This is a genomic window from Erwinia mallotivora (assembly GCF_000590885.1).
Lineage (GTDB): Bacteria > Pseudomonadota > Gammaproteobacteria > Enterobacterales > Enterobacteriaceae > Erwinia > Erwinia mallotivora.
This window is the reverse complement of record NZ_JFHN01000073.1, coordinates 11,323-34,520: the sequence shown is the minus strand read 5'-3', so window position 1 is coordinate 34,520 and position 23,198 is coordinate 11,323. Positions and strand designations below refer to the sequence as shown.

Annotated in this window: 17 protein-coding genes, 1 tRNA gene and 1 pseudogene; 12 read left to right on the top strand and 7 right to left on the bottom strand. The window is 49.0% G+C overall.

Annotated features, from left to right (window positions below; genetic code table 11):
• Position 1 precedes the first annotated feature (1 nt).
• Positions 2-1,858 carry a signal peptide peptidase SppA gene (gene sppA, locus BG55_RS19260; protein ID WP_034941001.1) on the bottom strand — a complete coding sequence of 619 codons (1,857 nt, stop codon included), beginning with the start codon at positions 1,856-1,858 and terminating at the stop codon, positions 2-4.
• A gap of 192 nt (positions 1,859-2,050) precedes the next feature.
• Between sppA and BG55_RS19255 the strand changes: the two genes are divergently transcribed.
• The 3 genes from BG55_RS19255 (at position 2,051) to BG55_RS19245 (ending at position 5,147) form a co-directional block, all read left to right on the top strand.
• Positions 2,051-2,602: an NAD(P)H nitroreductase gene (locus BG55_RS19255; protein ID WP_034940999.1), complete on the top strand. Its 552-nt coding sequence runs from the start codon at positions 2,051-2,053 to the stop codon at positions 2,600-2,602.
• Between the two features lie 284 nt (positions 2,603-2,886).
• Entirely contained in the window at positions 2,887-4,800 is a 1,914-nt protein-coding gene (locus BG55_RS19250; RefSeq protein WP_034940995.1) for a DNA topoisomerase III, read from the top strand.
• The gene (locus BG55_RS19245; RefSeq protein ID WP_084276392.1) at positions 4,797-5,147 is read left to right on the top strand and encodes a DUF1496 domain-containing protein; all 351 of its coding nucleotides are present in this window, start codon (positions 4,797-4,799) and stop codon (positions 5,145-5,147) included. Before BG55_RS19250 ends, BG55_RS19245 begins: the two co-directional genes overlap by 4 nt.
• Before the next feature lie 33 nt (positions 5,148-5,180).
• Here BG55_RS19245 and xthA read toward each other — a convergent pair whose 3' ends face one another.
• The 4 genes from xthA to BG55_RS19225 all read right to left on the bottom strand — a co-directional run bounded on the left by xthA (position 5,181) and on the right by BG55_RS19225 (position 7,899).
• On the bottom strand, positions 5,181-5,987 hold the full coding sequence (gene xthA / locus BG55_RS19240) for an exodeoxyribonuclease III (RefSeq protein ID WP_034940993.1): 807 nt from the start codon (positions 5,985-5,987) through the stop codon (positions 5,181-5,183).
• A 300-nt stretch (positions 5,988-6,287) separates the two neighbouring features.
• Positions 6,288-6,372 (bottom strand) — tRNA-Tyr (locus BG55_RS19235).
• A 173-nt stretch (positions 6,373-6,545) separates the two neighbouring features.
• Entirely contained in the window at positions 6,546-7,394 is an 849-nt protein-coding gene (gene purU / locus BG55_RS19230; protein WP_034940990.1) for a formyltetrahydrofolate deformylase, read from the bottom strand.
• A gap of 49 nt (positions 7,395-7,443) precedes the next feature.
• Entirely contained in the window at positions 7,444-7,899 is a 456-nt protein-coding gene (locus tag BG55_RS19225) for a YchJ family protein (RefSeq protein WP_034940980.1), read from the bottom strand.
• Between the two features lie 101 nt (positions 7,900-8,000).
• Between BG55_RS19225 and rssA the strand changes: the two are divergent.
• The 5 genes and pseudogenes from rssA (at position 8,001) to BG55_RS19200 (ending at position 13,507) form a co-directional block, all read left to right on the top strand.
• Positions 8,001-8,900, top strand: a pseudogene (gene rssA, locus BG55_RS19220) (patatin-like phospholipase RssA).
• A 102-nt stretch (positions 8,901-9,002) separates the two neighbouring features.
• Entirely contained in the window at positions 9,003-10,016 is a 1,014-nt protein-coding gene (rssB, locus tag BG55_RS19215) for a two-component system response regulator RssB (RefSeq protein ID WP_034940978.1), read from the top strand.
• A 193-nt stretch (positions 10,017-10,209) separates the two neighbouring features.
• A complete protein-coding gene (gene galU, locus BG55_RS19210) occupies positions 10,210-11,118 on the top strand; it encodes a UTP--glucose-1-phosphate uridylyltransferase GalU (protein WP_034940976.1) in 909 nt (302 codons plus the stop codon).
• A gap of 26 nt (positions 11,119-11,144) precedes the next feature.
• On the top strand, positions 11,145-12,485 hold the full coding sequence (locus BG55_RS19205) for a UDP-glucose dehydrogenase family protein (RefSeq protein WP_034940974.1): 1,341 nt from the start codon (positions 11,145-11,147) through the stop codon (positions 12,483-12,485).
• A 14-nt stretch (positions 12,486-12,499) separates the two neighbouring features.
• Complete coding sequence (locus BG55_RS19200; RefSeq protein ID WP_034940972.1) at positions 12,500-13,507, top strand: NAD-dependent epimerase; 1,008 nt, start codon at positions 12,500-12,502, stop codon at positions 13,505-13,507.
• Positions 13,508-13,550: 43 nt separating this feature from the next.
• Here BG55_RS19200 and hns read toward each other — a convergent pair whose 3' ends face one another.
• Entirely contained in the window at positions 13,551-13,958 is a 408-nt protein-coding gene (gene hns, locus BG55_RS19195) for a histone-like nucleoid-structuring protein H-NS (RefSeq protein WP_034940970.1), read from the bottom strand.
• A 528-nt stretch (positions 13,959-14,486) separates the two neighbouring features.
• Between hns and tdk the strand changes: the two genes are divergently transcribed.
• Entirely contained in the window at positions 14,487-15,101 is a 615-nt protein-coding gene (tdk, locus tag BG55_RS19190; protein WP_034940968.1) for a thymidine kinase, read from the top strand.
• A 208-nt stretch (positions 15,102-15,309) separates the two neighbouring features.
• On the opposite strand, the gene adhE is transcribed toward tdk, so the two are convergent.
• Positions 15,310-17,991 (bottom strand): bifunctional acetaldehyde-CoA/alcohol dehydrogenase, encoded by a 2,682-nt coding sequence (adhE, locus tag BG55_RS19185; RefSeq protein ID WP_034940966.1) that lies wholly within the window; start codon positions 17,989-17,991, stop codon positions 15,310-15,312.
• 490 nt (positions 17,992-18,481) lie between these two features.
• On the opposite strand from adhE, the gene BG55_RS19180 reads away from it, so the two are divergent.
• From BG55_RS19180 to oppA, 3 genes are all read left to right on the top strand, one after another.
• Positions 18,482-19,129 carry a YchE family NAAT transporter gene (locus BG55_RS19180; protein WP_034940965.1) on the top strand — a complete coding sequence of 216 codons (648 nt, stop codon included), beginning with the start codon at positions 18,482-18,484 and terminating at the stop codon, positions 19,127-19,129.
• Between the two features lie 671 nt (positions 19,130-19,800).
• On the top strand, positions 19,801-21,390 hold the full coding sequence (locus tag BG55_RS19175; RefSeq protein ID WP_052018964.1) for an ABC transporter substrate-binding protein: 1,590 nt from the start codon (positions 19,801-19,803) through the stop codon (positions 21,388-21,390).
• 165 nt (positions 21,391-21,555) lie between these two features.
• Positions 21,556-23,187, top strand: coding sequence for an oligopeptide ABC transporter substrate-binding protein OppA (oppA, locus tag BG55_RS19170; protein ID WP_034940964.1), 1,632 nt, complete (start codon positions 21,556-21,558; stop codon positions 23,185-23,187).
• Positions 23,188-23,198: the final 11 nt, after the last annotated feature.

The window sequence follows — 23,198 nt, the reverse complement described above, 5'->3', positions numbered from 1 at the left end:
GTTATTTTACCAGGCCGCAGGTAAGACAGATCGCATAGCGATTTTGTGGATCGTTGAGATTATCAAACAAGCCGGGCTGATTTTTCATGCTGACCATGACCTCTGCCAGCGGAGCCGGCAACCAGGCTTTGAACGCTGTTGGCAGTACCGCCTGCACAGAGACGTTCATCTGGCTGAGTAACAGGTCGAAGAAGCCAGGCTCATCCTGATACCAGCTCAGTTGCCATTTCGGCAACCTGGCCAGCTCAGCGGCTTTTGCCACTGAGTCATCAAAATCACCCATGGCATCGACAAGCCCATTGGCTTTAGCATCGCTGCCGGTCCAGACATGTCCCTGAGCAATAGTATCAACCTGTTCTGGCGTCTTACCGCGTGCGGCCGCCACCAGGCCAATAAAGTTTCTGTAACCGTTAGCGATACTCAGCTGCATCATCTGCTGGGCTTCAGGGGGGAGTGCGCGGGTGGTTGCCACATTAGCCAGAGGTGAGGTTGCCACGCCATCAGTGTGTACACCAATTGAATCCAGCGTATTCTCAATGGTATTAATCACGCCGAAAATGCCGATGGAGCCAGTAAGTGTGTTCGGGCTGGCAATGATGTAATTTGCTGGCGTGGAGATCCAGTAGCCACCTGATGCCGCCATGCCACCCATTGACACCACAACCGGTTTACCCGCTGCTTTTGCCGCTGCCAGCTCTTCACGAATAGTTTCAGATGCCGTCACGCTGCCGCCGGGACTGTTAACCCGAAAGACAATTGCTTTGATTTTGGGATCCAGTCGGGCCTGACGGATCTCCATCGCGGTGGTGTCGCCTCCCACGTTGCCGGGGGTTTCATCCCCGTCAAGGATTGCGCCACTGGCCATCACCACCGCGATGTTACCGTCGGCAGAGCTGTTATTTTTCACCTGATAGTCATAGATGCTGGTGCCTTTGAAATCGTTGGACTGTTTGTCCCAACCAAAGACTTTACTCATCTCCTGATCGACAACGGCACGGGAAGCCAGCTGATCGACCAGCTTGTTGTCTCTGGCATATACCGCCGTGTCACCACCAGTTTTGTTCAGTCCGTCCAGTACGCCCTGCGCCCCAGGAAACACCTGCTCAGGCGTCAGCTGACGATTGGCAGCCAGCGTGTTGAGATAATTCTGCCAAAGTTCTCCAATCCAGCGGCTGTCAGCATCGCGGGCTGCCGGGGACATATCATCCCGCAGATAAGGTTCTACTGCTGATTTATAGGTGCCAACGCGGAAAACATGCGAGGTTACTTTGAGCTTATCCAGCAACGTTTTGTAATAAAGACCATTGGTGGCGAATCCATGAAGATCTACCGTACCCTGTGGTGACAGGTAAATTTTGTTGGCAAAACTGGCGAGATAGTACTGTGCCTGACTGTAACTGTCGCCAGTAGCGAATATGGGTTTACCGCTGTCACGAAACTCACGCAAAGCTTTACCAATATATTGCAGAGATGGCTGGTCAGCCCCGGCGAAGTCACGCAGGTCCAGCACTATGCCGGTGATGTTGGCGTCACCCTTCGCCTGACGGATGGCATCCACCACATCGAACAGTGAATTCTCTTTCAGGCGGTCACTGCTGGTTCCCAGCAACTGGCGACCAATTCTGCTCAGCTTATTACTGACCGAAGGCTTATCGACGACCGTACCACTCAGATCAACAATCAGTGCGCCTTTCTGTACCTCGGCGGGGGCGCTGGCTTTGGTATACTGGAAATAAATTCCGACACAAATCAGAATCAGGCACACCAGAAAAAGGTTGAGAATAAACTCACGGACGAAGTTCAGCAGCCGCCACGTCCATTTAAAAAAACCAGCGATTGCTCGCCACAAAATCCGCATAGGTTCTCCATAATCGCGATTAAAAAGCCGGTCGGGTATTCAGGCACAAGGCTGGATGACGTAAACCGGGTTGAGATGGTGACATCCTAAATAGCGGGGAACAAATTGTCAGCAGGAAAAAGCGCGATGCTGTAACAATTCATCATCCTGTGCTAGCTTCTGCTGAATAAAAATCATTATCAGGAGACAATTATGGATGCACTGGATCTGTTGGTTAATCGTCGCTCCGCATCGCGCTTGAGTGAGCCAGCTCCGTCAGGAGAAGTGCTGGAAAACATTTTGCGGGCCGCCATGCGGGCGCCCGATCATGGCACATTGCAGCCCTGGCGCTTCATTATCATTGAGAATGAAGGACTTCAACGTTTCAGTACTCTTCTTGAGAATGTCGCGCGTCAGGATCAGATGGAAGCTAAAGCCATCGATAAAGCCAGGCAGGCACCTTTGCGTGCGCCAATGATTATTACCGTGGTCGCTCACTGTGAAACGCATCATAAAGTTCCTCACTGGGAACAGCTGGTTTCCGCAGGATGTGCAGTGATGGCGATGCAGATGGCCGCAGTAGCGCAGGGCTTCAATGGTATCTGGCGCAGCGGGGCATGGACAGAACATCAGGCGGTCCGTGAGGCTTTTCATTGCCGCGAGCAGGATGCCATCGTCGGCTTCCTTTATCTTGGTACGCCACAGCTTAAATCTGCCACCACGGTGGTCCCGCCTGACACGTCACCTTTTGTCAGCCGGTTCTGACAGGAATCACAACCGATGCCGGCAGGGTTGTGAGCAGCCCTGCATATTGCTCTGATTGTAAGCAATCGAACTGCTGTGGCCTTACCCACGAACTCCTTACGCGTTAACATACTGGCGGTCATGTTGCCGTATGCAGGCTTTCAGTCGCGTATCAATCACGCTTCTGTCCTGTAAATCGTGGCCTGCATCAGTAAACTCTCTTTACACCTGTAAGTGGCAAGGACGGACTCTCCGCCACAGGGGTACCCTGACCGAAGCTTTATTCTGAAGGACATCACTGCCAGATGCGTTTGTTTATTGCCGAAAAGCCCAGCCTTGCCCGCGCTATTGCCGATGTACTGCCAAAACCTCATCGCCGGGGAGAGGGCTATATTGCCTGTGGCAGCGAAGATGCGGTCACCTGGTGCGTCGGGCATCTGTTGGAACAGGCTCAGCCTGACAGCTACAACAGCCGCTTCGCCCGCTGGTCGCTGGCTGATTTACCCATTGTGCCGGAAAAATGGCAGTTGCAGCCGCGTCCTTCCGTTGCAAAACAGCTGAGCGTGATTAAAGGATTGCTTGAACAGGCCAGTGAAGTGATTCACGCCGGTGACCCCGATCGCGAAGGACAGCTGCTGGTCGATGAGGTTCTGGATTATCTGGCGCTGTCGCCGGAAAAACGTGAAAAAGTAATGCGTTGCTTAATCAACGATCTTAATCCTGCGGCGGTCGAACGTGCCGTGGGGCGTCTGCGTGAGAACCGCGAGTTTATTCCTCTTTGTGTCTCCGCGCTGGCACGCGCTCGGGCGGACTGGCTGTATGGCATTAATATGACTCGCGCTTACACTTTGCTGGGGCGCAATGCGGGATATGACGGCGTGCTTTCGGTCGGGCGTGTCCAGACACCGGTGCTTGGACTGGTGGTGCGACGTGATGAAGAGATTGAAAACTTTGTGGCAAAAGACTTCTTCGAGGTAAGAGCGCATATTGTCACCCCGCAGGATGAGCGATTTGTTGCTCTGTGGCAGCCAAGTGAGTCCTGTGAGCCTTATCAGGATGAGGAGGGGCGACTGCTGCACCGTCCGCTCGCTGAACATGTTGTGGCGCGTATTGGCGGGCAGCCTGCACGGGTTACCAGTTATAACGACAAGCGGGAAAATGACACGGCACCGCTGCCTTTTTCGCTCTCCGCTCTGCAAATCGAGGCGGCAAAACGGTTTGGCCTGAGTGCACAGACAGTGCTGGATACCTGCCAGAAACTGTACGAAACCCACAAACTGATTACCTATCCACGTTCTGACAGCCGTTATCTGCCTGACGAGCATTTCGCCGGGAGACAGGCGGTATTAAATGCCATCTCTGTCCATCAGCCTGATCTGATCCCCCCTGAGGATTTTGATGCGGATCGCAAAAATCGCTGTTGGGATGATAAAAAAGTTGATGCTCACCACGCCATTATTCCTACCGCGCGCAGCAATGCTGTTCGTCTGACAGAGAATGAAAACAATATTTATCAGCTGATCGCTACCTGGTATCTGATGCAGTTCTGTCCTGATGCGGTGTATCGGAAATGCGTGATTGAACTGGATATTGCCGGAGGGAAATTTGTCGCAAAAGCACGTTTTCTGGCAGAGGCTGGCTGGCGGGCGTTGCTGGGTAGCAAAGAGCGTGACGAGGAGAATGACGGCACGCCGCTGCCTGTCGTGGCAAAAGGTGATGAGCTGCTGTGCGAGCGCGGCGAGGTGGTGGCAAAGCAGACTCAGCCACCGAGGCCGTTCACCGATGCCACATTGTTGTCAGCCATGACCGGTATCGCACGCTTTGTACAGGATAAAGATCTAAAGAAAGTGCTGCGTGCGACCGATGGTTTAGGAACAGAGGCAACGCGTGCCGGAATTATCGAACTCCTGTTTAAGCGAACGTTCCTGTTCAAAAAAGGGCGCTATATCCATTCCAGCCCGGCCGGTCGCGCGCTTATCCACTCATTGCCGGAAATGGCCGCGCGGCCGGATATGACCGCCCACTGGGAGTCGACACTGACTAAAATCAGTGAGAAGCAGTGCAGCTATCAGGGGTTTATGCAGCCCCTGGTGGAGACGTTATACCAGTTAATTAATCAGGCACGGCAGCAACCGGCGGCTCACGCTTTTCGTGGCCTGCCCGTGGCGGAAAACAACAGGCCGAAACGTAAGGCAGGCAAAGCGAAGGAGAGGAAATGATCAAAAAAAGCGCGACGTTACTGGGCGTATTGTTGCTGTGCAGCCAGCCGTCATGGGCAACGGAGCAGTACGGCGGTCAACAGAATAGTGCTGATGACAGCGTATCAGCCTACGACAACAGCATGGGCAGAGGCTCCGGCGTGGTGATTGATATGCCACCACAGGTATGGACACAGAATCAAAATAGCAATAACAATCAGCCCCCCTGTCAGCGTTGTTGTATCTGGCAGAACCGCAGCTACACAGAAGGGTCGGTGGTGAAGATGGAAGGGGTGTTATTGCAATGCGCCCGCGACGAGCAATCCTTCGGCACCAATAATCTTATCTGGAAACCACTGAAGCAATAAGGGTTGCCCGGGATGGACCCCGGGACGGCGAGATTACAGACTGAACTCTGCCCAGACTGGCGCATGGTCAGAGGGTTTTTCCATACTGCGGATGTCGTAGTCTATGCCAGTTGCCACACAACGTTCAGCAAGCGGTTGACTGGCCAGCAGCAGATCGATGCGTAAACCCCGGTTATCATCAAATCCTTTAGAACGGTAGTCGAACCAGGAAAAGCGGTCGTTTGTCTGGGCAATTTTCGCCCGCCAGGTATCGACCAGCCCCCAGTTGAGTAAGCGTTCCATCCATTCTCTCTCTTCAGGCAGAAAAGAGCATTTGCCGGTACGCAGCCAGCGCTTACGATTATCCTCGCCAATACCGATATCCAGATCGGAGGTGCTGATATTCATGTCGCCCATGATAAGCAGGGGATTGTCAGCTTTCTGTTCCTGCTCCAGATAGTTTTGCAGGTCGCGGTAAAACTTCTCTTTTGCCGGAAACTTGAGCGGGTGGTCGCGACTTTCTCCCTGGGGAAAATAGCCGTTGATCACCGTGATATTGCCAAGCGAGCTGGGGATATCGGCCATGATCAGACGACGTTGCGCATCCTCAGCGTCGTCAGCAAATCCCCGACGGACCATAACAGGCTGCGCTTTGGTCAGTAATGCCACGCCGTAGTGACCTTTCTGGCCATGATAAAACACGTGATAGCCCAGTTTAGCCACCTCTTCGAGGGGAAACATATCGTCATGAACTTTGGTTTCCTGAAGACCAATAACATCTGGCTGGTGTTGCTCAACAATGGCTTCTAACTGATGAGCGCGAGCGCGTAGCCCATTGATATTAAAAGAGACAAATTTCATTTCGCCTGCCGGTTAGCGATGAAAAACAGGCCGGAATGGTAACAGAATACCGCAGCCAATGTCATCCTTAAGGAGGGCGTTGTTAAGAGTGTGGTCAGAGGTAAATAACCGTAAAAATGACCGGGACCGGCTGTTTCTTATGGAAAAAATATTTCAGTGAGTCTGTGCAGATAAAGTTTGCCTTACTGAGGTGACCGGGGGCGAACGGCAGAGGGTCAAACACTGTTTCACTGCTCAAGGTGACTATTTTTACTGATGAGATTGAAGAAGGTGTTATCAGCCTGGCGGGTAAACTCGAAATGGTGGTGGGGGAAGGATTCGAACCTTCGAAGTCGATGACGGCAGATTTACAGTCTGCTCCCTTTGGCCGCTCGGGAACCCCACCAGGGGTAAAATCAGCACTCAACAATTTGCTGGTCTGTCTGCAAGCTGTTTAAGTGGGGCGCATCATATCAGATGGAATAAGAGAGTAAAGTCCGTCTGCGGTGAAAAAAAATCGTTTGCCGTTTTTTTACCCAGGGTGCTGTTTTCATAGACAATTCAGCACCCTGATTAACCCTACAGAATGATGGTACGGTTTCCGTATACAAATACGCGCTGGGCCAGCACATGATACAGCGCGCGACTCAGCGCATTTTTTTCAACGTCACGCCCGGCACGCATCATATCTTCGGCGGTGTAGGTATGATCAACGTGAATGACGTCCTGCATAATAATCGGGCCTTCATCCAGATTGTCATTCACGTAGTGAGCTGTTGCACCGATAATTTTCACCCCACGCTCATAGGCCTGGTGATAGGGACGTGCACCAATAAAGGCCGGAAGAAATGAGTGATGAATGTTAATAATCTGATTCGGATAGCGTTCAACAAATGCGGGAGTTAATACACGCATATATTTTGCCAGCACCACATAGTCGGGTTGATAGCGATCGATCTCTGCTGCCATGTTGTTGTCATGTTGCTCACGGGTCAGACCTTCGTGGCTGACAAGAACAAAGGGAATGTCAAAACGTTCAACCAGGGTACGCAGGGTTTCGTGATTACCGATAACCGCAGCGATTTCCACGTCCAGTCCACCGTAAGTGCTTTTCATCAGCAAATCACCCAGGCAGTGCGCTTCTTTTGTCACCAGGATAACGATGCGACGGCGACCCGCCGGATTGAGCTCCCGTACTGAACCGACCGGCAATGCGCTGTCCAGATCGGCCAGCAGCGTGCTGTCGTTAAAAATCCCCTCGAGTTCAGTCCGCATAAAGAAGCGGCCCGTGCGGTGATCGACGAATTCATTGTTTTGCACGATATTCAGTTCGTGTTTGTAACAAATGTTGGTGATTTTGGCGATCAGACCTTTTGCGTCCGGGCAAATAGTCCGTAAAACTTTTCGTTGCAGTGTTTGCGATTGCATTGCGATGGTAATCCTGTCGAAGCAACTTTGTTTGGAAAGGGGCAGATAACTACCCACAACATTTTTTGAATTTTTTGCCGGAGCCGCATGGGCACCGATCATTGCGCCCTGTATCAGGGTATGTCCCGTCGATATAGTACCAGCGTTGTTCCAGCCGAAGAAAGCGCGAACGCTCGTGAAGAAAACTTTCCTGCCCATTTTCAGAGTAACGAGCAAAAAAAGTGACATACCCTGCGGTATTATCCTTTTCCACTTCTGACGCAATAATATGTAAACTAAGCCATTTGGTACTGAGGTGGCTTTGTTCCACACCGGCCCGAAAACGTTCGGCCTGGCAGGATGGATGCCAGCTGTTCAACAAATAGTCTGTGTCGCAGCGAACCCAGGCGGTGTAGCGCGAACGCATTAATTTTTCTGGGGTAGAGGGCAGCGCCACTCCGTTCAACCAGGGCTGGCAACATAGGCTATACTGCAACCCGCTACAGCATGGGCAAAGGTCTGACACGTTGACTCCACGAGAATATAAAAGATTTAACACGTTTGGCAGCATGGTAACTGAGTGGCGCACGTGATGCCATTTGTTAGTTAAGCGGACATTGAGGTTCAATGAGACAGGTTAAAATAGGACTGGCACTGGGTTCTGGTGCTGCCCGTGGATGGGCCCACATTGGTGTGATAAATGCGCTGGAAAGAGCCGGTATTAAGGTGGATTTAGTGGCGGGCTGCTCTGTGGGTGCGCTGGTCGGTGCTGTCTACGCCAGCAAACGCCTGCCTTTACTGGAAAGCTGGGTCCGTTCTTTCAGTTACTGGGATGTTATCCGCCTGATGGATCTATCCTGGCGACGCGGAGGGTTGCTGCGGGGTGAGCGTGTTTTTAACCATGTGCGCAGGCTTACAGGCCACGATCTTATTGAACAGTGCGCAATGCCTTTTGGTGCGGTAACCACTAACCTCAGCACGGGGCGTGAACTATGGCTGACTGAGGGGGATATACATCAGGCGGTGCGCGCTTCATGTAGCATTCCGGGTTTGCTGGCGCCTGTTGCATGGAATGGATACTGGCTGGTAGACGGAGCGGTCGTCAATCCCGTTCCCGTCTCCCTGACTCGTGCGCTCGGGGCTGATATTGTCATCGCTGTCGATCTTCAGCATGATGCGCATCTTACACAGCAAGATTTACTGTCGGTCACCACGCATGCCGAGGAGCAGGAAGCCATCGTGGCGGCCACAACCTGGACTGGCAGGCTGCGACAAAGTTTTACACGGGGAGCACAGCGCAAAGTGAATCAGACCCCAGGTGCGATGCAAATTATGTCAACGTCAATTCAGGTGCTGGAAAATCGCGTAAAGCGTAATCGTATGGCGGGTGATCCTCCGGATTTACTGATTCAACCTTTATGCCCTTAGATTTCAACACTCGATTTCCATCGTGCTGAAGAAGCTATTGAAGCTGGCAGACTCGCCGTAGAAAAGAAGACAGATGAACTACTCCCACTGGTTCGTTAACAGGAATTGCCGGGTAAATATGGCGCTTTTGCTGATAAATCGGAGAGGCGCAATCGTGGTTTATGAGCCACTATTGATTTAGCTGGTGTACAAGGGGGGAGAATGGAGAAGCCATTAAGCGGGAAACAGATTCTGATCGTTGAAGACGAAATCGTTTTCCGCTCTCTGCTGGATAATTTTCTGCTGGCGCTTGGTGCTGATACCGCGCTTGCAGATAACGGGCTCCAGGCCCTGGATATAATAGATAAGCAGCCATACGAGCTGATTATTTGCGACCTGGAGATGCCCGGAATGAACGGTATCAAACTGGTTGAGCACCTGAGAACGCAGGGTAACGACGTGCCCATTCTGGTGATCTCCGCAACTGAAAACATGTCCGATATCGCTCAGGTTCTGCGGCTTGGGGTACAGGATATTCTGTTGAAACCCCTGAAAGACCTCGAGCGTTTGCGTGATACCGTCTATGAGTGTCTGTATCCCTCAATGTTTACTTCCAAAGTTGAAGAAGATGAACAGCTGTTCCAGGACTGGGATGCGCTGGTCAACGATCCTCCTGCAGCAGCAAAACTGCTTCAGCAGTTGCAACCGCCGGTGCAACAGGTCGTTGCTAACTGCCGCCTGAATTACCGCCAGTTGACGATGGCTGAACAGCCAGGCCTGGTGCTGGATGTCGCGGCATTGTCAGGACATGAACTGGCCTTTTACTGCCTGGACGTTACAAGGGCAGGTAATAATGGTGTTCTGGCTGCATTATTACTTCGGGCTTTATTCAATGGCCTTTTACAGGATCAATTATCCGGTCATGCGCAAGGTCTGCCGGAATTAAGTTCATTGTTGAAACAAGTCAATCAGCTTCTTCGCCAGGCAAATCTGACCGGACAGTTTCCATTACTGGTGGGTTATTATCATCAGGGAATTAAAAATTTAATCCTGGTTTCCGCAGGGTTAAATGCCACGCTCAATATTAATACTCATCAAATACAACTCAGTAATGGCATGCCGCTTGGTACTCTTGGCAGCACACATCTCAATCAGATCAGCCAGCGTTGTGACGCATGGCAGTGTCAGGTATGGGGAGCAGGAGGCAGGCTACGCCTGATGTTGTCGACAAATTGATCAACCTGAATCATTTATTGCCGGGTGCCGAGAGCAGGGCCAGAAAATGGCTTTACACTTGGGTAATAATCTTAATTTATGCTGAAATTGTTTATCCAGGATAAATCCACCCGGATTCAACTGGTATACTCATCTCGTTTTTTAACTCGACATATCAAGTAATAACTTGAACGGCCTAAAGAGAGGTACTTTGATGTCTGCCTATAAGTCCAAAGTAAAAAAAGCGGTTATCCCTGTAGCAGGTTTGGGAACGCGCATGTTGCCTGCCACCAAGGCAATTCCGAAAGAGATGCTGCCGCTGGTTGATAAGCCGTTAATTCAGTATGTCGTTAATGAGTGTATCGCCGCCGGAATTAATGAGATCGTGCTGGTTACGCACTCATCAAAAAATTCTATTGAGAACCATTTCGATACCAGTTTTGAGCTGGAAGCCATGCTCGAAAAACGTGTGAAGCGCCAGCTGCTGGAAGAAATCCAGTCTATCTGCCCACCACACGTTACCATTATGCAGGTTCGTCAGGGGCTGGCTAAAGGTCTGGGCCATGCGGTGATGTGTGCCTATCCGGTAGTAGGCAATGAACCTGTGGCCGTTATTCTGCCAGACGTGATTATCGATGAATATGAATCCGATCTGAAGAAAGACAACCTGGCAGACATGATGCGGCGCTTTGATGAAACAGGCCACAGTCAGATTATGGTTGAACCTGTCGCCGACGTGACTGCTTATGGTGTGGTTGACTGCCAGGGCGCAGAACTGAGCCCTGGCGACAGCGCGCCAATGGTCGGTGTGGTTGAAAAACCGAAAGCAGATAAAGCGCCATCCAACCTCGCAGTGGTAGGACGCTATGTTCTTTCTGCTGACATCTGGCCTCTGCTGGCTAAAACGCCTCCGGGCGCAGGTGATGAAATTCAGCTGACTGACTCTATCGCCATGATGATGGAGAAAGAGACGGTTGAAGCCTACCACCTGAAAGGTGTAAGCCACGATTGTGGTAACAAACTGGGCTACATGCAGGCTTTCGTTGAATACGGTGTGCGTCACAACACACTGGGCAGCGATTTCAAAGCCTGGCTGGAAACCATCGTGGGTAATAAAAAGTAAGTTTAATTTCTAACCGGGACAATTCAATGAAAGTCACCGTATTTGGTATCGGCTATGTCGGTCTGGTTCAGGCTGCTGTTCTGGCCGAAGTCGGACATGACGTTCTTTGTATCGATGTTGACGAAAAGAAAGTCGACAATCTGAAGAAAGGGATCATTCCTATTTTCGAGCCAGGCCTGACGCCTTTGGTTATGCAAAACTATGAAGCCGGTCGGCTTCGGTTTTCTACCAACGCAGAAGAGGGTGTGCGCCACGGCGTGATGCAATTTATTGCTGTGGGAACACCGCCGGATGAAGATGGTTCAGCAGACCTGAAATATGTTACTGCCGTTGCGCGCACAATCGCACAGCACATGGAAGAGAGTAAGGTTGTCATCGATAAATCGACCGTGCCAGTAGGTACAGCCGATCGCGTCCGCGCTGTGATGGAGGAAACGCTCAAATCACGTGGCGTTGATATTACATTTGATGTGGTTTCCAACCCGGAATTTCTTAAAGAAGGCGCGGCCGTTGCTGACTGCATGCGACCTGAACGTATTGTGGTTGGCACGGATAATGATGACGTGGTTGAACTGCTGCGTGAACTTTATGAGCCATTCAATCGCAATCATGACCGCATGATTTTAATGGATATCCGTAGCGCTGAACTGACAAAATACGCAGCCAACTGCATGCTGGCGACTAAAATCAGTTTTATGAACGAAATTTCGAATCTGGCTGAGCGTCTGGGCGCGGATATTGAAAAAGTTCGTCAGGGAATTGGTTCTGATTCCCGTATTGGCTACTCATTTATTTATCCTGGCTGTGGCTACGGTGGTTCCTGTTTTCCGAAAGATGTGCAGGCATTAATCCGCACGGCGCAGCAAATTGGTTATCAGCCGCGTCTGCTTCAGGCCGTTGAGGATGTTAACGACTCACAGAAAAACAAACTGCCTGGGTTTATTAAACGCCACTTCGGCGATAATCTTCAGGGCAAAACCTTTGCACTGTGGGGACTGTCTTTTAAGCCTAATACCGATGATATGCGTGAGGCTTCCAGCCGGGTACTGATGGAAGCATTGTGGCAGGCGGGTGCCAGCGTGCAGGCTTTCGATCCGGAAGCGATGGATGAAGCACAGCGCATTTATGGTCACCGCGACGATCTGAAGTTGATGGGCACCAAAGAGGCGGCTTTGCAGGGTGCGGACGGGCTGGTTATTTGTACCGAATGGCAAAGTTTCCGCGCTCCTGATTTTGATGTTATTAAAAATGCTCTGAAAGAACCCGTGATTTTTGATGGTCGTAACCTGTATGATCCGGAAAGAGTCAGCAAACGCGGTTTTGTTTATTATGCAATCGGCCGCGGAGCTTCAATTCAAATTGCATAATTAACGAGGGCAGTATGAAATATCTGGTTACCGGCGCGGCAGGATTTATTGGCTACCATGTTGCAGAACGCTTGCTTCGCGCCGGTCACCAGGTTGTCGGTCTCGACAACCTGAACGACTATTATGATGTTAAACTTAAGCTTGCCCGCCTGGATTTACTCAAGCCTTATTCTGCATTTTCCTTCGTTAAACTTGACCTTGCTGACAGGGAAGGAATAGCTTCGCTGTTCGGTGAAGCCGCCTTTGATCGAGTTATTCATCTTGGGGCTCAGGCAGGTGTGCGCTATTCCCTGGAAAATCCATCGGCCTATGCTGATGCAAATCTGACCGGACATCTTAATATCCTTGAAGGGTGTCGTCATCACAACATTTCTCACCTGCTTTATGCTTCATCCAGTTCAGTTTATGGCCTGAACCGTAAGCTTCCATTCTCTACCGATGATTCTGTCGACCACCCAATCTCATTGTATGCCGCTACTAAAAAGGCCAATGAGCTGATGTCCCATACTTATTCACATCTTTATGGTATCCCGACTACCGGTCTGCGTTTTTTCACCGTCTACGGTCCATGGGGACGCCCGGATATGGCGCTGTTCAAATTCACCAGGGCGATGATCGCTGGAGATCAGATTGATGTATACAACAACGGACAGATGCGACGTGACTTTACCTATATTGATGATATCGTCGAGGCGATCTTCAGGCTTCAGGATGTTATTCCACAGGCAGATGCAGGCTGGACGGTAGAAGAGGGTAGCGCCGCAGGCAGTTCAGCGCCTTATCGTGTTTACAATATTGGTAACAGCAGCCCGGTAAAATTAATGAGTTATATTGAAGCGCTGGAGAAATCTTTAGGTATCACGGCAAATAAAAATATGTTGCCTATGCAGCCTGGAGATGTACCTGAAACCAGTGCAGATACCTCAGCTTTATATAAGGTGATTGGATTTAAACCACAAACCGGTATTGATGAAGGGATTAAACACTTTGTCGACTGGTATCGTTCGTTCTATCAGTGCTGATATTTAATACCCCATTGCAAAGGATGGGGTATTAAATGAAAAATTACAGCATGAAATCTTCCAGCTTCTTACCTTGTTCTTCAATTGCTGTTTTAATCACGGCGGGAGTACGGCCCTGACCTGTCCAGGTTTTAGTTTCGCCATTTTCATCAACGTACTTGTATTTAGCAGGACGTGCCGCACGTTTAGCTTTTCCTGACGTTTTGGCGGTGGACAGCGTAGACAGCAATTCATTAGGATCAATACCGTCGGCAATCAGCATTTCACGGTATTGCTGTAATTTACGGCTGCGCTCTTCGATTTCAGCTTGAGCGTGATTCTCTTCATCGCGACGCTCAGTAACCACGACTTCCAGTTTCTCCAGCATCTCTTCCAGAGTTTCCAGGGAACACTCTCGTGCCTGCGCACGCAGGGTACGGATGTTATTCAAAATTTTAAGTGCTTCGCTCATGTTCCTGATCTCAAATTATAATGGGTGGGGTCGTTCTGCCTGATAATAATAGAGTGCGGCAATAGGAACTGCAATAGTAATTTTTGTAATAGACTCAGAATAAGTAAGTATGGGTGATTCAGCAGAATGATTATTAACAATACAAAACGGTGAGTCCTGGCTGAATTACATTCTCACGCCCTGACTCAGCTAAAGGTTTTTGATTACGATTATCACTAAGTTGAAAGGACAGTATATAATAACAAAAAGGAAAAATTTTATTCGATACTCACTCTAACCTTAAGAAAAGTCAGAGAATATTAGCAAGGTAATTTGAGTTTTTAAAAGCATACATTGTGAAAAAAAAGGTCATAAACAAAATTATCTCGCCGGGTACAGTAGCAATTTCTTTACTGAGCGCGAAGAGAAAATGGCAGATATAATCAGCAAAATGCAGCCTGGCAGAGAGTCATTAATGTCTCGTGCGGATGTAGTGCTGTGTTACAATTCTGCGCGTTTGTGCTAAACCTATACCTGGAGTGCAGCCTGATGGCCCAACTTTATTTTTATTATTCTGCGATGAATGCAGGCAAGTCTACTGCCTTACTACAGTCTTCATATAACTACCTCGAACGTGGCATGCGCACATTGGTGTATACCGCAGAAATTGATAATCGTTTTGGCTCCGGCAAGGTATGCTCGCGCATTGGCCTTTCTTCTCCAGCAAAATTGTATAATAACGGGACAAAACTTTTTTCAGAGATAAACGAAGGACATCGCCTGGAACCGGTTCACTGCGTATTAATAGATGAATGTCAGTTTCTTACCCGCGAGCAGGTTAAAGATTTATCAGATGTGGTTGATACGCTGGATATACCTGTTCTTTGTTATGGGTTGAGAACAGATTTTCGTGGTGAATTATTCAGTGGCAGTCAATATTTGCTGGCATGGTCAGATAAGCTGGTTGAATTAAAGACAGTTTGCCACTGTGGCAGAAAGGCAGGGATGGTATTAAGACTCGACGAAAATGGTGCGCCTTTTAAAGAGGGTGAGCAGGTGGTCATCGGCGGAAATGAACGTTATGTTTCAGTTTGTCGTAAGCATTACAAGGCAGCAATTGAACAGAATTGCTTACGTGCGGTTCATGGAGAAAGGAACGCTTAAAAACGATAATACGATAACGGAAAGTTATTTTTCCCATCGTCTACGGTGACCGGATATTAATTATGGCAGTGAACGAAAACCTTTAATCCGCAGAGATAAAGTATAAAAAAAGCCTGAGTTTAACGAGGTGGTAAACTCAGGCCCGGCGGGTCGCCCGATCAAACATCCGGTCAGGACATCATCACGGGAGAGCAATTTTCGGAATGGCTTATTTCTTTACTTTCTTTTCTGTTTTTCTGACCGGCGCCTCGGTTTCAGCTATATGACTTACTGATGAGCTGGTTTCGGTAAATTCACGACCATAGAACGAATCCAGCATGATTTGTTTTAATTCGCTAATCAATGGATAGCGTGGGTTTGCACCGGTACACTGATCGTCGAATGCATCCTCAGCCAGCTTATCGACTTTTGCGAGGAAATCTGCCTCCTGTACACCGGCTTCGCGAATCGATTTTGGAATGCCCAATTCAGCTTTCATCCCTTCAAGCCATAACAGCAGCTTCTCAATTTTCTGCGCTGTACGGTCGCCCGCTGCGCTGAGACGTAAATGATCGGCCACTTCAGCATAGCGACGGCGAGCCTGAGGACGATCGTACTGACTGAATGCGGTTTGCTTGGTGGGGTTATCATTCGCGTTGTAGCGAATAACATTGCTGATTAGCAGTGCGTTAGCCAGACCGTGTGGTATATGGAACTCAGAACCCAGTTTGTGGGCCATAGAGTGACACACCCCAAGGAAGGCATTGGCAAAAGCAATACCGGCGATAGTGGCAGCGTTATGAACACGCTCACGAGCAACCGGGTTTTTCGCGCCTTCATGGTAGCTGGCAGGCAGATTTTCCTGTAACAGTTTCAGTGCCTGCAAGGCCTGCCCATCGGAATATTCATTAGCCAGTACGGAGACATAGGCCTCAAGCGAATGGGTCACGGCATCCAGACCACCAAAGGCACACAGCGATCTGGGCATATTCATCACCAGATTCGCATCGACTATCGCCATATCCGGGGTCAGTGCATAGTCTGCCAGTGGATATTTCTGACCGGTGGTATCATCAGTGACCACGGCAAAGGGTGTGACTTCAGACCCCGTACCTGAAGTGGTGGTGATGGCGATCATTTTGGCCTTCACACCCATTTTCGGGAACTTATAAATACGTTTGCGAATATCCATAAAGCGCAATGCCAGCTCTTCAAATGCGGTTTCCGGATGTTCATACATGACCCACATAATCTTGGCGGCATCCATTGGCGATCCTCCGCCAAGTGCGATGATGACATCCGGTTTAAACGAATTCATCTGCTCAGCCCCTTTACGCACGATGCTCAGCGTGGGGTCTGCTTCTACTTCAAAGAACACTTCTGTTTCAATACCATGCGATTTCAGCACTGAAACAATCTGGTCGGCATAACCATTGTTGAACAGGAAACGGTCGGTAACGATGAAAGCGCGTTTAGCGCCATCGGTCGCGACTTCCTCCATGGCTATGGGAAGAGAACCGCGACGGAAGTAGATAGATTTAGGAAGTTTATGCCACAACATATTTTCTGCCCGTTTAGCCACAGTTTTCTTATTAATAAGATGTTTTGGTCCGACGTTTTCAGAAATGGAATTGCCTCCCCATGAACCACAACCCAGGGTTAAAGACGGTGCCAGTTTGAAGTTGTAGAGATCGCCAATTCCTCCTTGCGAGGCAGGGGTATTGATCAGAATACGCGCAGTCTTCATTTTATCGCCGAAGTAATTAACGCGTTTGCGTTCATTGTCCTGGTCGGTATACAGGCAGGAGGTGTGACCGATACCGCCCATAGCAACCAGTTTTTCTGCTTTGTTAACGGCGTCTTCGAAGTCTTTTGCACGGTACATCGCCAGAGTGGGAGATAACTTCTCATGGGCAAAAGGTTCTGATTCATCGACCAGTTTTACCTCACCAATCAAAATTTTTGTATTGGCGGGTACGGTAATCCCTGCTATTTCAGCAATTTTCACCGCTGGCTGGCCAACAATAGCGGCATTCAGTGCACCGTTTTTCAGGATAACGTCCTGAACGGATTTCAACTCTTTGCCCTGTAACAGATACCCACCGTGGCTGGCAAAACGTTCACGAACCGCGTCGTAAACAGAATCCACCACGATCACTGACTGTTCTGAAGCACAAATAACGCCATTGTCGAAGGTTTTTGACATAAGAATCGATGCCACAGCGCGTTTAATATCGGCCGTTTCATCTATTACTACCGGGGTATTACCAGCACCAACGCCGATAGCTGGTTTGCCAGAACTGTAAGCAGCCTTGACCATGCCTGGCCCGCCGGTTGCCAGAATAAGATTGATATCGGGGTGATGCATCAGTTGATTGTATAATTCAACGGATGGCACGTCAATCCAGCCGATGATATCTTCAGGCGCGCCTGCGGCAATCGCCGCCTGTAGCACAATGTCTGCCGCTTTATTAGTGGCATCTTTAGCGCGTGGGTGAGGAGAGAAGATAATACCGTTACGGGTTTTCAGACTGATAAGCGCTTTGAAAATGGCGGTGGATGTGGGGTTGGTTGTTGGCACGATACCGCAGATAAGGCCGGTGGGTTCGGCTATAGTGATGGTTCCAAATGTTTCATCCGTACTGAGGATGCCGCAGGTTTTTTCATCCTTATACGCGTTGTAGATATATTCAGAGGCGAAATGATTTTTAATGACTTTGTCTTCAACGATGCCCATGCCTGATTCTGCAACCGCCATTTTTGCCAGTGGAATGCGGGCATCAGCAGCTGCCAGAGCGGCGGCACGAAAAATTTTATCAACTTGTTCCTGAGTGAAATTAGCATATTCACGCTGTGCTTTTTTAACACGCTCAACCAGTGCGTTAAGTTCAGCAACATTAGTAACGGCCATAATGCTCTCCTGATGGAAGTTTAAACTCTGTTAGTAAACAAGTGAGAACTGTCCAGTATAGCCCTGGGGGGTAAATCTGTTGCGACAAAAGGGTGCAGTTGCAACCTGATGATTGACCATCCGGACCACTGATTTACTGACAGAGTCTGGGTTTAACAACCTGACTGGAAAGCGTTCTGGTTGTTAACCGAAACAGGTATGGAATAAAGCTTACCCACTATGAAACGGAGTAATTTTGATCTGAGTCATAATTATAATAAGCTGACTCCTTTCGGCTTCAGTCTGTGAGCCATTTCACGACATTTTATTATTGTGAATTATTCCTGAAATAATCGTGTGGGTTTATTTGCTAATAAAAACTTTTATTAAGGATTTTTTTGCCGGGAAATGACCTGTTATGTAGATGAAAATAGCTAACAATGGGCATGGCAAGAAAGATGGTTTTCTATTAAATTAGCCCACGGCAAATTGGTTCGCTCAGGAGCTTAGCGTGAATCCGGCACTTTTCGATTTTTCGATCTATATCAAATTTTTCGTCGGGCTTTTTGCCCTGGTCAATCCGTTCGGCATTATTCCGGTTTTCATCAGCATGACCAGCTATCAGGTGCCTGCGGCACGTAACAAAACTAACCTGACAGCTAACCTTTCGGTGGCTATTATCCTGTGGATTTCACTGTTTCTTGGGGACATTATTTTGCAGTTTTTTGGGATCTCCATTGATTCTTTCCGCATCGCCGGAGGGATTCTGGTGGTGACTATCGCCATGTCAATGATCAGCGGCAAGCTGGGTGAAGATAAGCAAAATAAGCAGGAAAAATCAGAAACGGCCATCAGAGAAAGTATTGGCGTCGTACCGCTGGCATTGCCTTTAATGGCCGGTCCGGGTGCCATCAGTTCAACTATCGTCTGGAGTACACGTTATCACAGTTGGCAGAATCTGCTGGGATTCAGCATTTCAGTGGCACTGTTTGCCTGCTGCTGTTGGTTGTTGTTCCGCGCGGCCCCGCTGATGGTACGTGTACTTGGTCAGACCGGGATCAACGTCATTACACGAATCATGGGGTTGTTAATGATGGCGCTGGGGATTGAATTTGTCGTGACGGGAGTCAAAGCCCTGTTTCCCGGCCTGGTTAACTGAAAAATCACCCGCTGAAAACTTCCCATTAAAGCGCATAATATGCGCTTTTTTTTAGCCAGCTATCAACTAATGCATCAAATAAGTGCGTCGAAGCGATTTATTGCACCATAAGTGTGCAATTATTTGTATGGCTTAACATATTCTCGCTATCATTAGTGTAATTACTGCAACTTGCTAATATGCAAGCAAATACAGCGCACTGAAAAAATTTTATTATGAAATATTTATCTTTATATATCTTTATTTGAAAATAAAAAACCGTTAATTTGATTTTTTAAGGCTAAAAGCTCCAAATTAACGACTGTATAACGTAATTGGTTCATTTTATAAGCAAAACCTCTGCTTCTGAAGTATGTGTAACGTTATACTTTATCTAATATATTGATATATAAATAAAAAATATTATTTTTCTCTGTTAAATAACACTTCACCTGTAAAAAAACTCGTGGTAAAAGAGAACGAGTTAACATTTTTGGCGTTCTTCCTTAGCTGCCAGAACGCCGTTCTGTTAGTTTTTCGAAGGCGTTAAGAAAAAACTGGCATCACTTGTGCAATGCGGAAGTGCGATTGCTGTTTCGCAATGTCAGATAACGATCACTACAGGTTGCTTAGCTTTGATGAAAAGTTCTTACGATGTAAGTCGTCCGTTACGTCAGCTCATACTGTTCGCTATGGCTGCCTTTGCCGCTGATAACTTTGCCTTAGCTGCAAACGTGCCGGCAAATGTTACCCTTGCGCCAACGCAATCGGTGGTGATTAACAACAGCAGCGAAGTTTCTTCTCTTGATCCCCACAAAACAGAAGGGGTGCCGGAAAGCAACGTCATTATTAATTTGTTGGAAGGGCTGGTGACTACCGACAATAACGGCACACTGGTTCCCGGCGTGGCCGAAAGCTGGCAGAGCGCGCAGGACAAAATATGGACCTTTACCCTACGAAAAAATGCAAAATGGAGTAACGGTGACCCTGTCACCGCAACGGATTTTGTCTACAGCTGGCAGCGGCTGGCCGATCCAAAAACCGCCTCGCCTTATGCCAGTTATCTTCAGTATGCCCATATTGAAAACATCGATGCCATTATTGCCGGCAAAAAAAACGCTGACACGCTGGGCGTTCAGGCCCTGGATGACCGTCATTTACAGGTGACCCTCACCGAGTCTGTTCCTTATTTTATTGACCTTGTCGCACACAGCTCGCTGGTGCCAGTTAATCGCGGCGCGCTGGAAAAGTGGGGCGATAAGTGGACGCTTCCGGAACATTATGTTGGTAATGGAGCATATGTTCTCAGTCGCTGGGTTATCAACGAGAAGATTGAAGTTAAACGCAACCCGCAATACTGGAATAACGCAAAAACCGTCATCGACAGGGCGACGTTTCTGCCCATTACCTCCACCTCTGGCGATGTAAATCGTTATCGCAGTGGAGAGATTGATATTACCGGCAGCGTGTTACCGCCTGAGCAGTTCCCGATGTTGAAAAAAACGCTGGGTTCTCAGCTTCATGTCAGCCCGCTGCTGTGCACTTTCTATTATGAACTGAACAATAAACGTCCGCCGTTCAATGACGCCAGGGTTCGCACAGCGGTCAAACTTACTCTTGATCGTCAGATCATTGCAGAAAAGATCATGGCTCAGGGACAGGTCCCGGCAGGCAGCTTTACACCGCCTTATATTAAGGGGGCACAGCTGAAGCAACCCGACTGGATGAATCTGACCCAGCAGCAACGAAATGAGTTGGCAAAAAAACTGCTGAAGGAGGCAGGGTATACTGCCGATAACCCACTCAGCTTCACGCTGTTGTACAACACTTCCGACGTGAATCAGAAACAGGCAATTGCCGCCGCTTCGATGTGGAAGAAAAACCTGGGGGCCAGCGTAACTTTGAACAATCAGGAATGGAAAACCATGCTTGACGCCCGTCATCAGGGCAACTTCGACGTGGCGCGTGCCACTTGGTGCGCTGACTATAATGAGCCGTCCAGTTTTCTTAATACCCTGCTAAGTCACTCTTCAAATAACACCGCGTTTTACCATAGCGATAAATTCGATGCGTTGATGGCGAAAACACTCACCGCCAGCAGCAATCAACAGCGTGCAGAACATTATCAGCAGGCTGAGCAGCAACTGGACAGTGATTCTCCTGTTGTGCCCGTTTATTACCGGGTGAGCACCCGACTGGTGAAACCCTGGGTAGGTGGTTTCACCGGCAACGATCCGCAGGATCAGACCGTATTACACTATTACTACATTATTCAACATTGAAGGACATACGTCAGACAGGGATGCCAGACGGGATAACTAACAGCAAGGGTATAGCCAAAGCACCTCAGACTGTCATCGTTCCGGCTTCTGAGATACCCGGTTAACGGGGGTCGCTGATGCTCTCTGAGTTCATCAGCAATAAATAAAACTGGAGTAAATAACTACATGACCAACATCACCAAAAAAAGCCTGGTTGCTCTGGGCATTATGACTGCACTGACCGGCAATATGGCACTGGCAGCAACTGTTCCGGCAGGGGTGGAACTGGCGGCAAAGCAGGAACTGATAAAAGGTAACGGCAGCGAAGTCCAGTCACTCGACCCGCACAAAATTGAGGGTACGCCGGAATCGAATGTCAGCCGTGATCTGCTGGAAGGATTAGTCATCAGTGATATTCAGGGACATCCTGTTCCTGGAGTGGCAGAAAGCTGGGACAACAAAGACGGAAAAGTCTGGACATTCCACCTGCGTAAGAATGCCAAATGGTCCAATGGTGAACCGGTTACCGCACAGGACTTCGTCTACAGCTGGCAACGACTGGCCGATCCTAAAACAGCCTCTCCGTATGCCAGTTACCTGCAATATGGCCATCTGGAAAATATTGATGACATCATCGCCGGAAAGAAATCGCCTGATACCCTTGGTGTAAAAGCGCTGGACGATCATACCTTACAGGTATCCCTGACCGAGTCGGTGCCTTATTTCTATAAATTGCTGATCCATGCTTCTATGTCGCCTGTCTACAAGCCGGCTGTTGAGAAGTTTGGTGATAAGTGGACCCAGCCAGAAAACTGGGTAGGCAACGGCGCATTTAAATTACAGACCCACATCATCAATGAACGTATTGTGGTGGTACGTAACCCGGACTACTGGGACAACGCCAATACCAAACTGGATAAAGTCACCTTCCTGCCTGTCTCATCTGAAGTGAGCGATGTTAACCGCTATTTCAGCGATGGCGGTAGCGATATGACTTACAACAACATGCCTATCGAGCTGTTTAAAAAACTGCAACGTGAGAACCCGAAAGAACTGCATGTTGATCCCTACCTCTGCACTTATTACTACGAAATTAATAATCAGAAGCCGCCATTTAACGATGTGCGCGTCCGCACTGCTCTGAAACTGGGCCTCGATCGCGATATTATCGTGAATAAGGTACTGGCTCAGGGACAGCTGCCAGCCTGGAGTTATACGCCACCAGCGACCGATGGCGCCGCGCTGATTAAGCCTGAATGGGCCAGCTGGTCGCAGGAAAAACGTAACGCAGAGGCGAAGAAACTGCTGGCTGCCGCAGGTTACACGGCAGAGAAACCGCTCTCCTTTGAACTGCTGTACAACACTTCCGATCTGCATAAAAAACTGGCGATTGCCGCCTCTTCAATCTGGAAGAAAAACCTCGGCGTCAATATCAAGCTCAATAACCAGGAGTGGAAAACGTTCCTCGATACCCGTCATCAGGGAACCTTTGATGTGGCGCGTGCCGCCTGGTGTGCAGATTACAACGAACCGACTTCTTTCCTGAATACCATGCTGACCGGCAGCAGCAACAACACCTCACACTATGCCTCACCTGAGTTCGATAAGGTCATGGCCGCCGCAGGACAGGCCAGTGATGAAAAAAGCCGCAGCGATCTCTACGCCAAAGCTGAACAGGTACTGGATAAAGACTCTGTTATCGCCCCGGTTTACTACTACGTAAACGCCCGTCTGGTGAAAACTTACGTGGGTGGTTACACCGGTAAGGATGCGCTGGACAACGTCTACGATAAAAATCTGTATATTATCAAACATTAATGGCAACCACA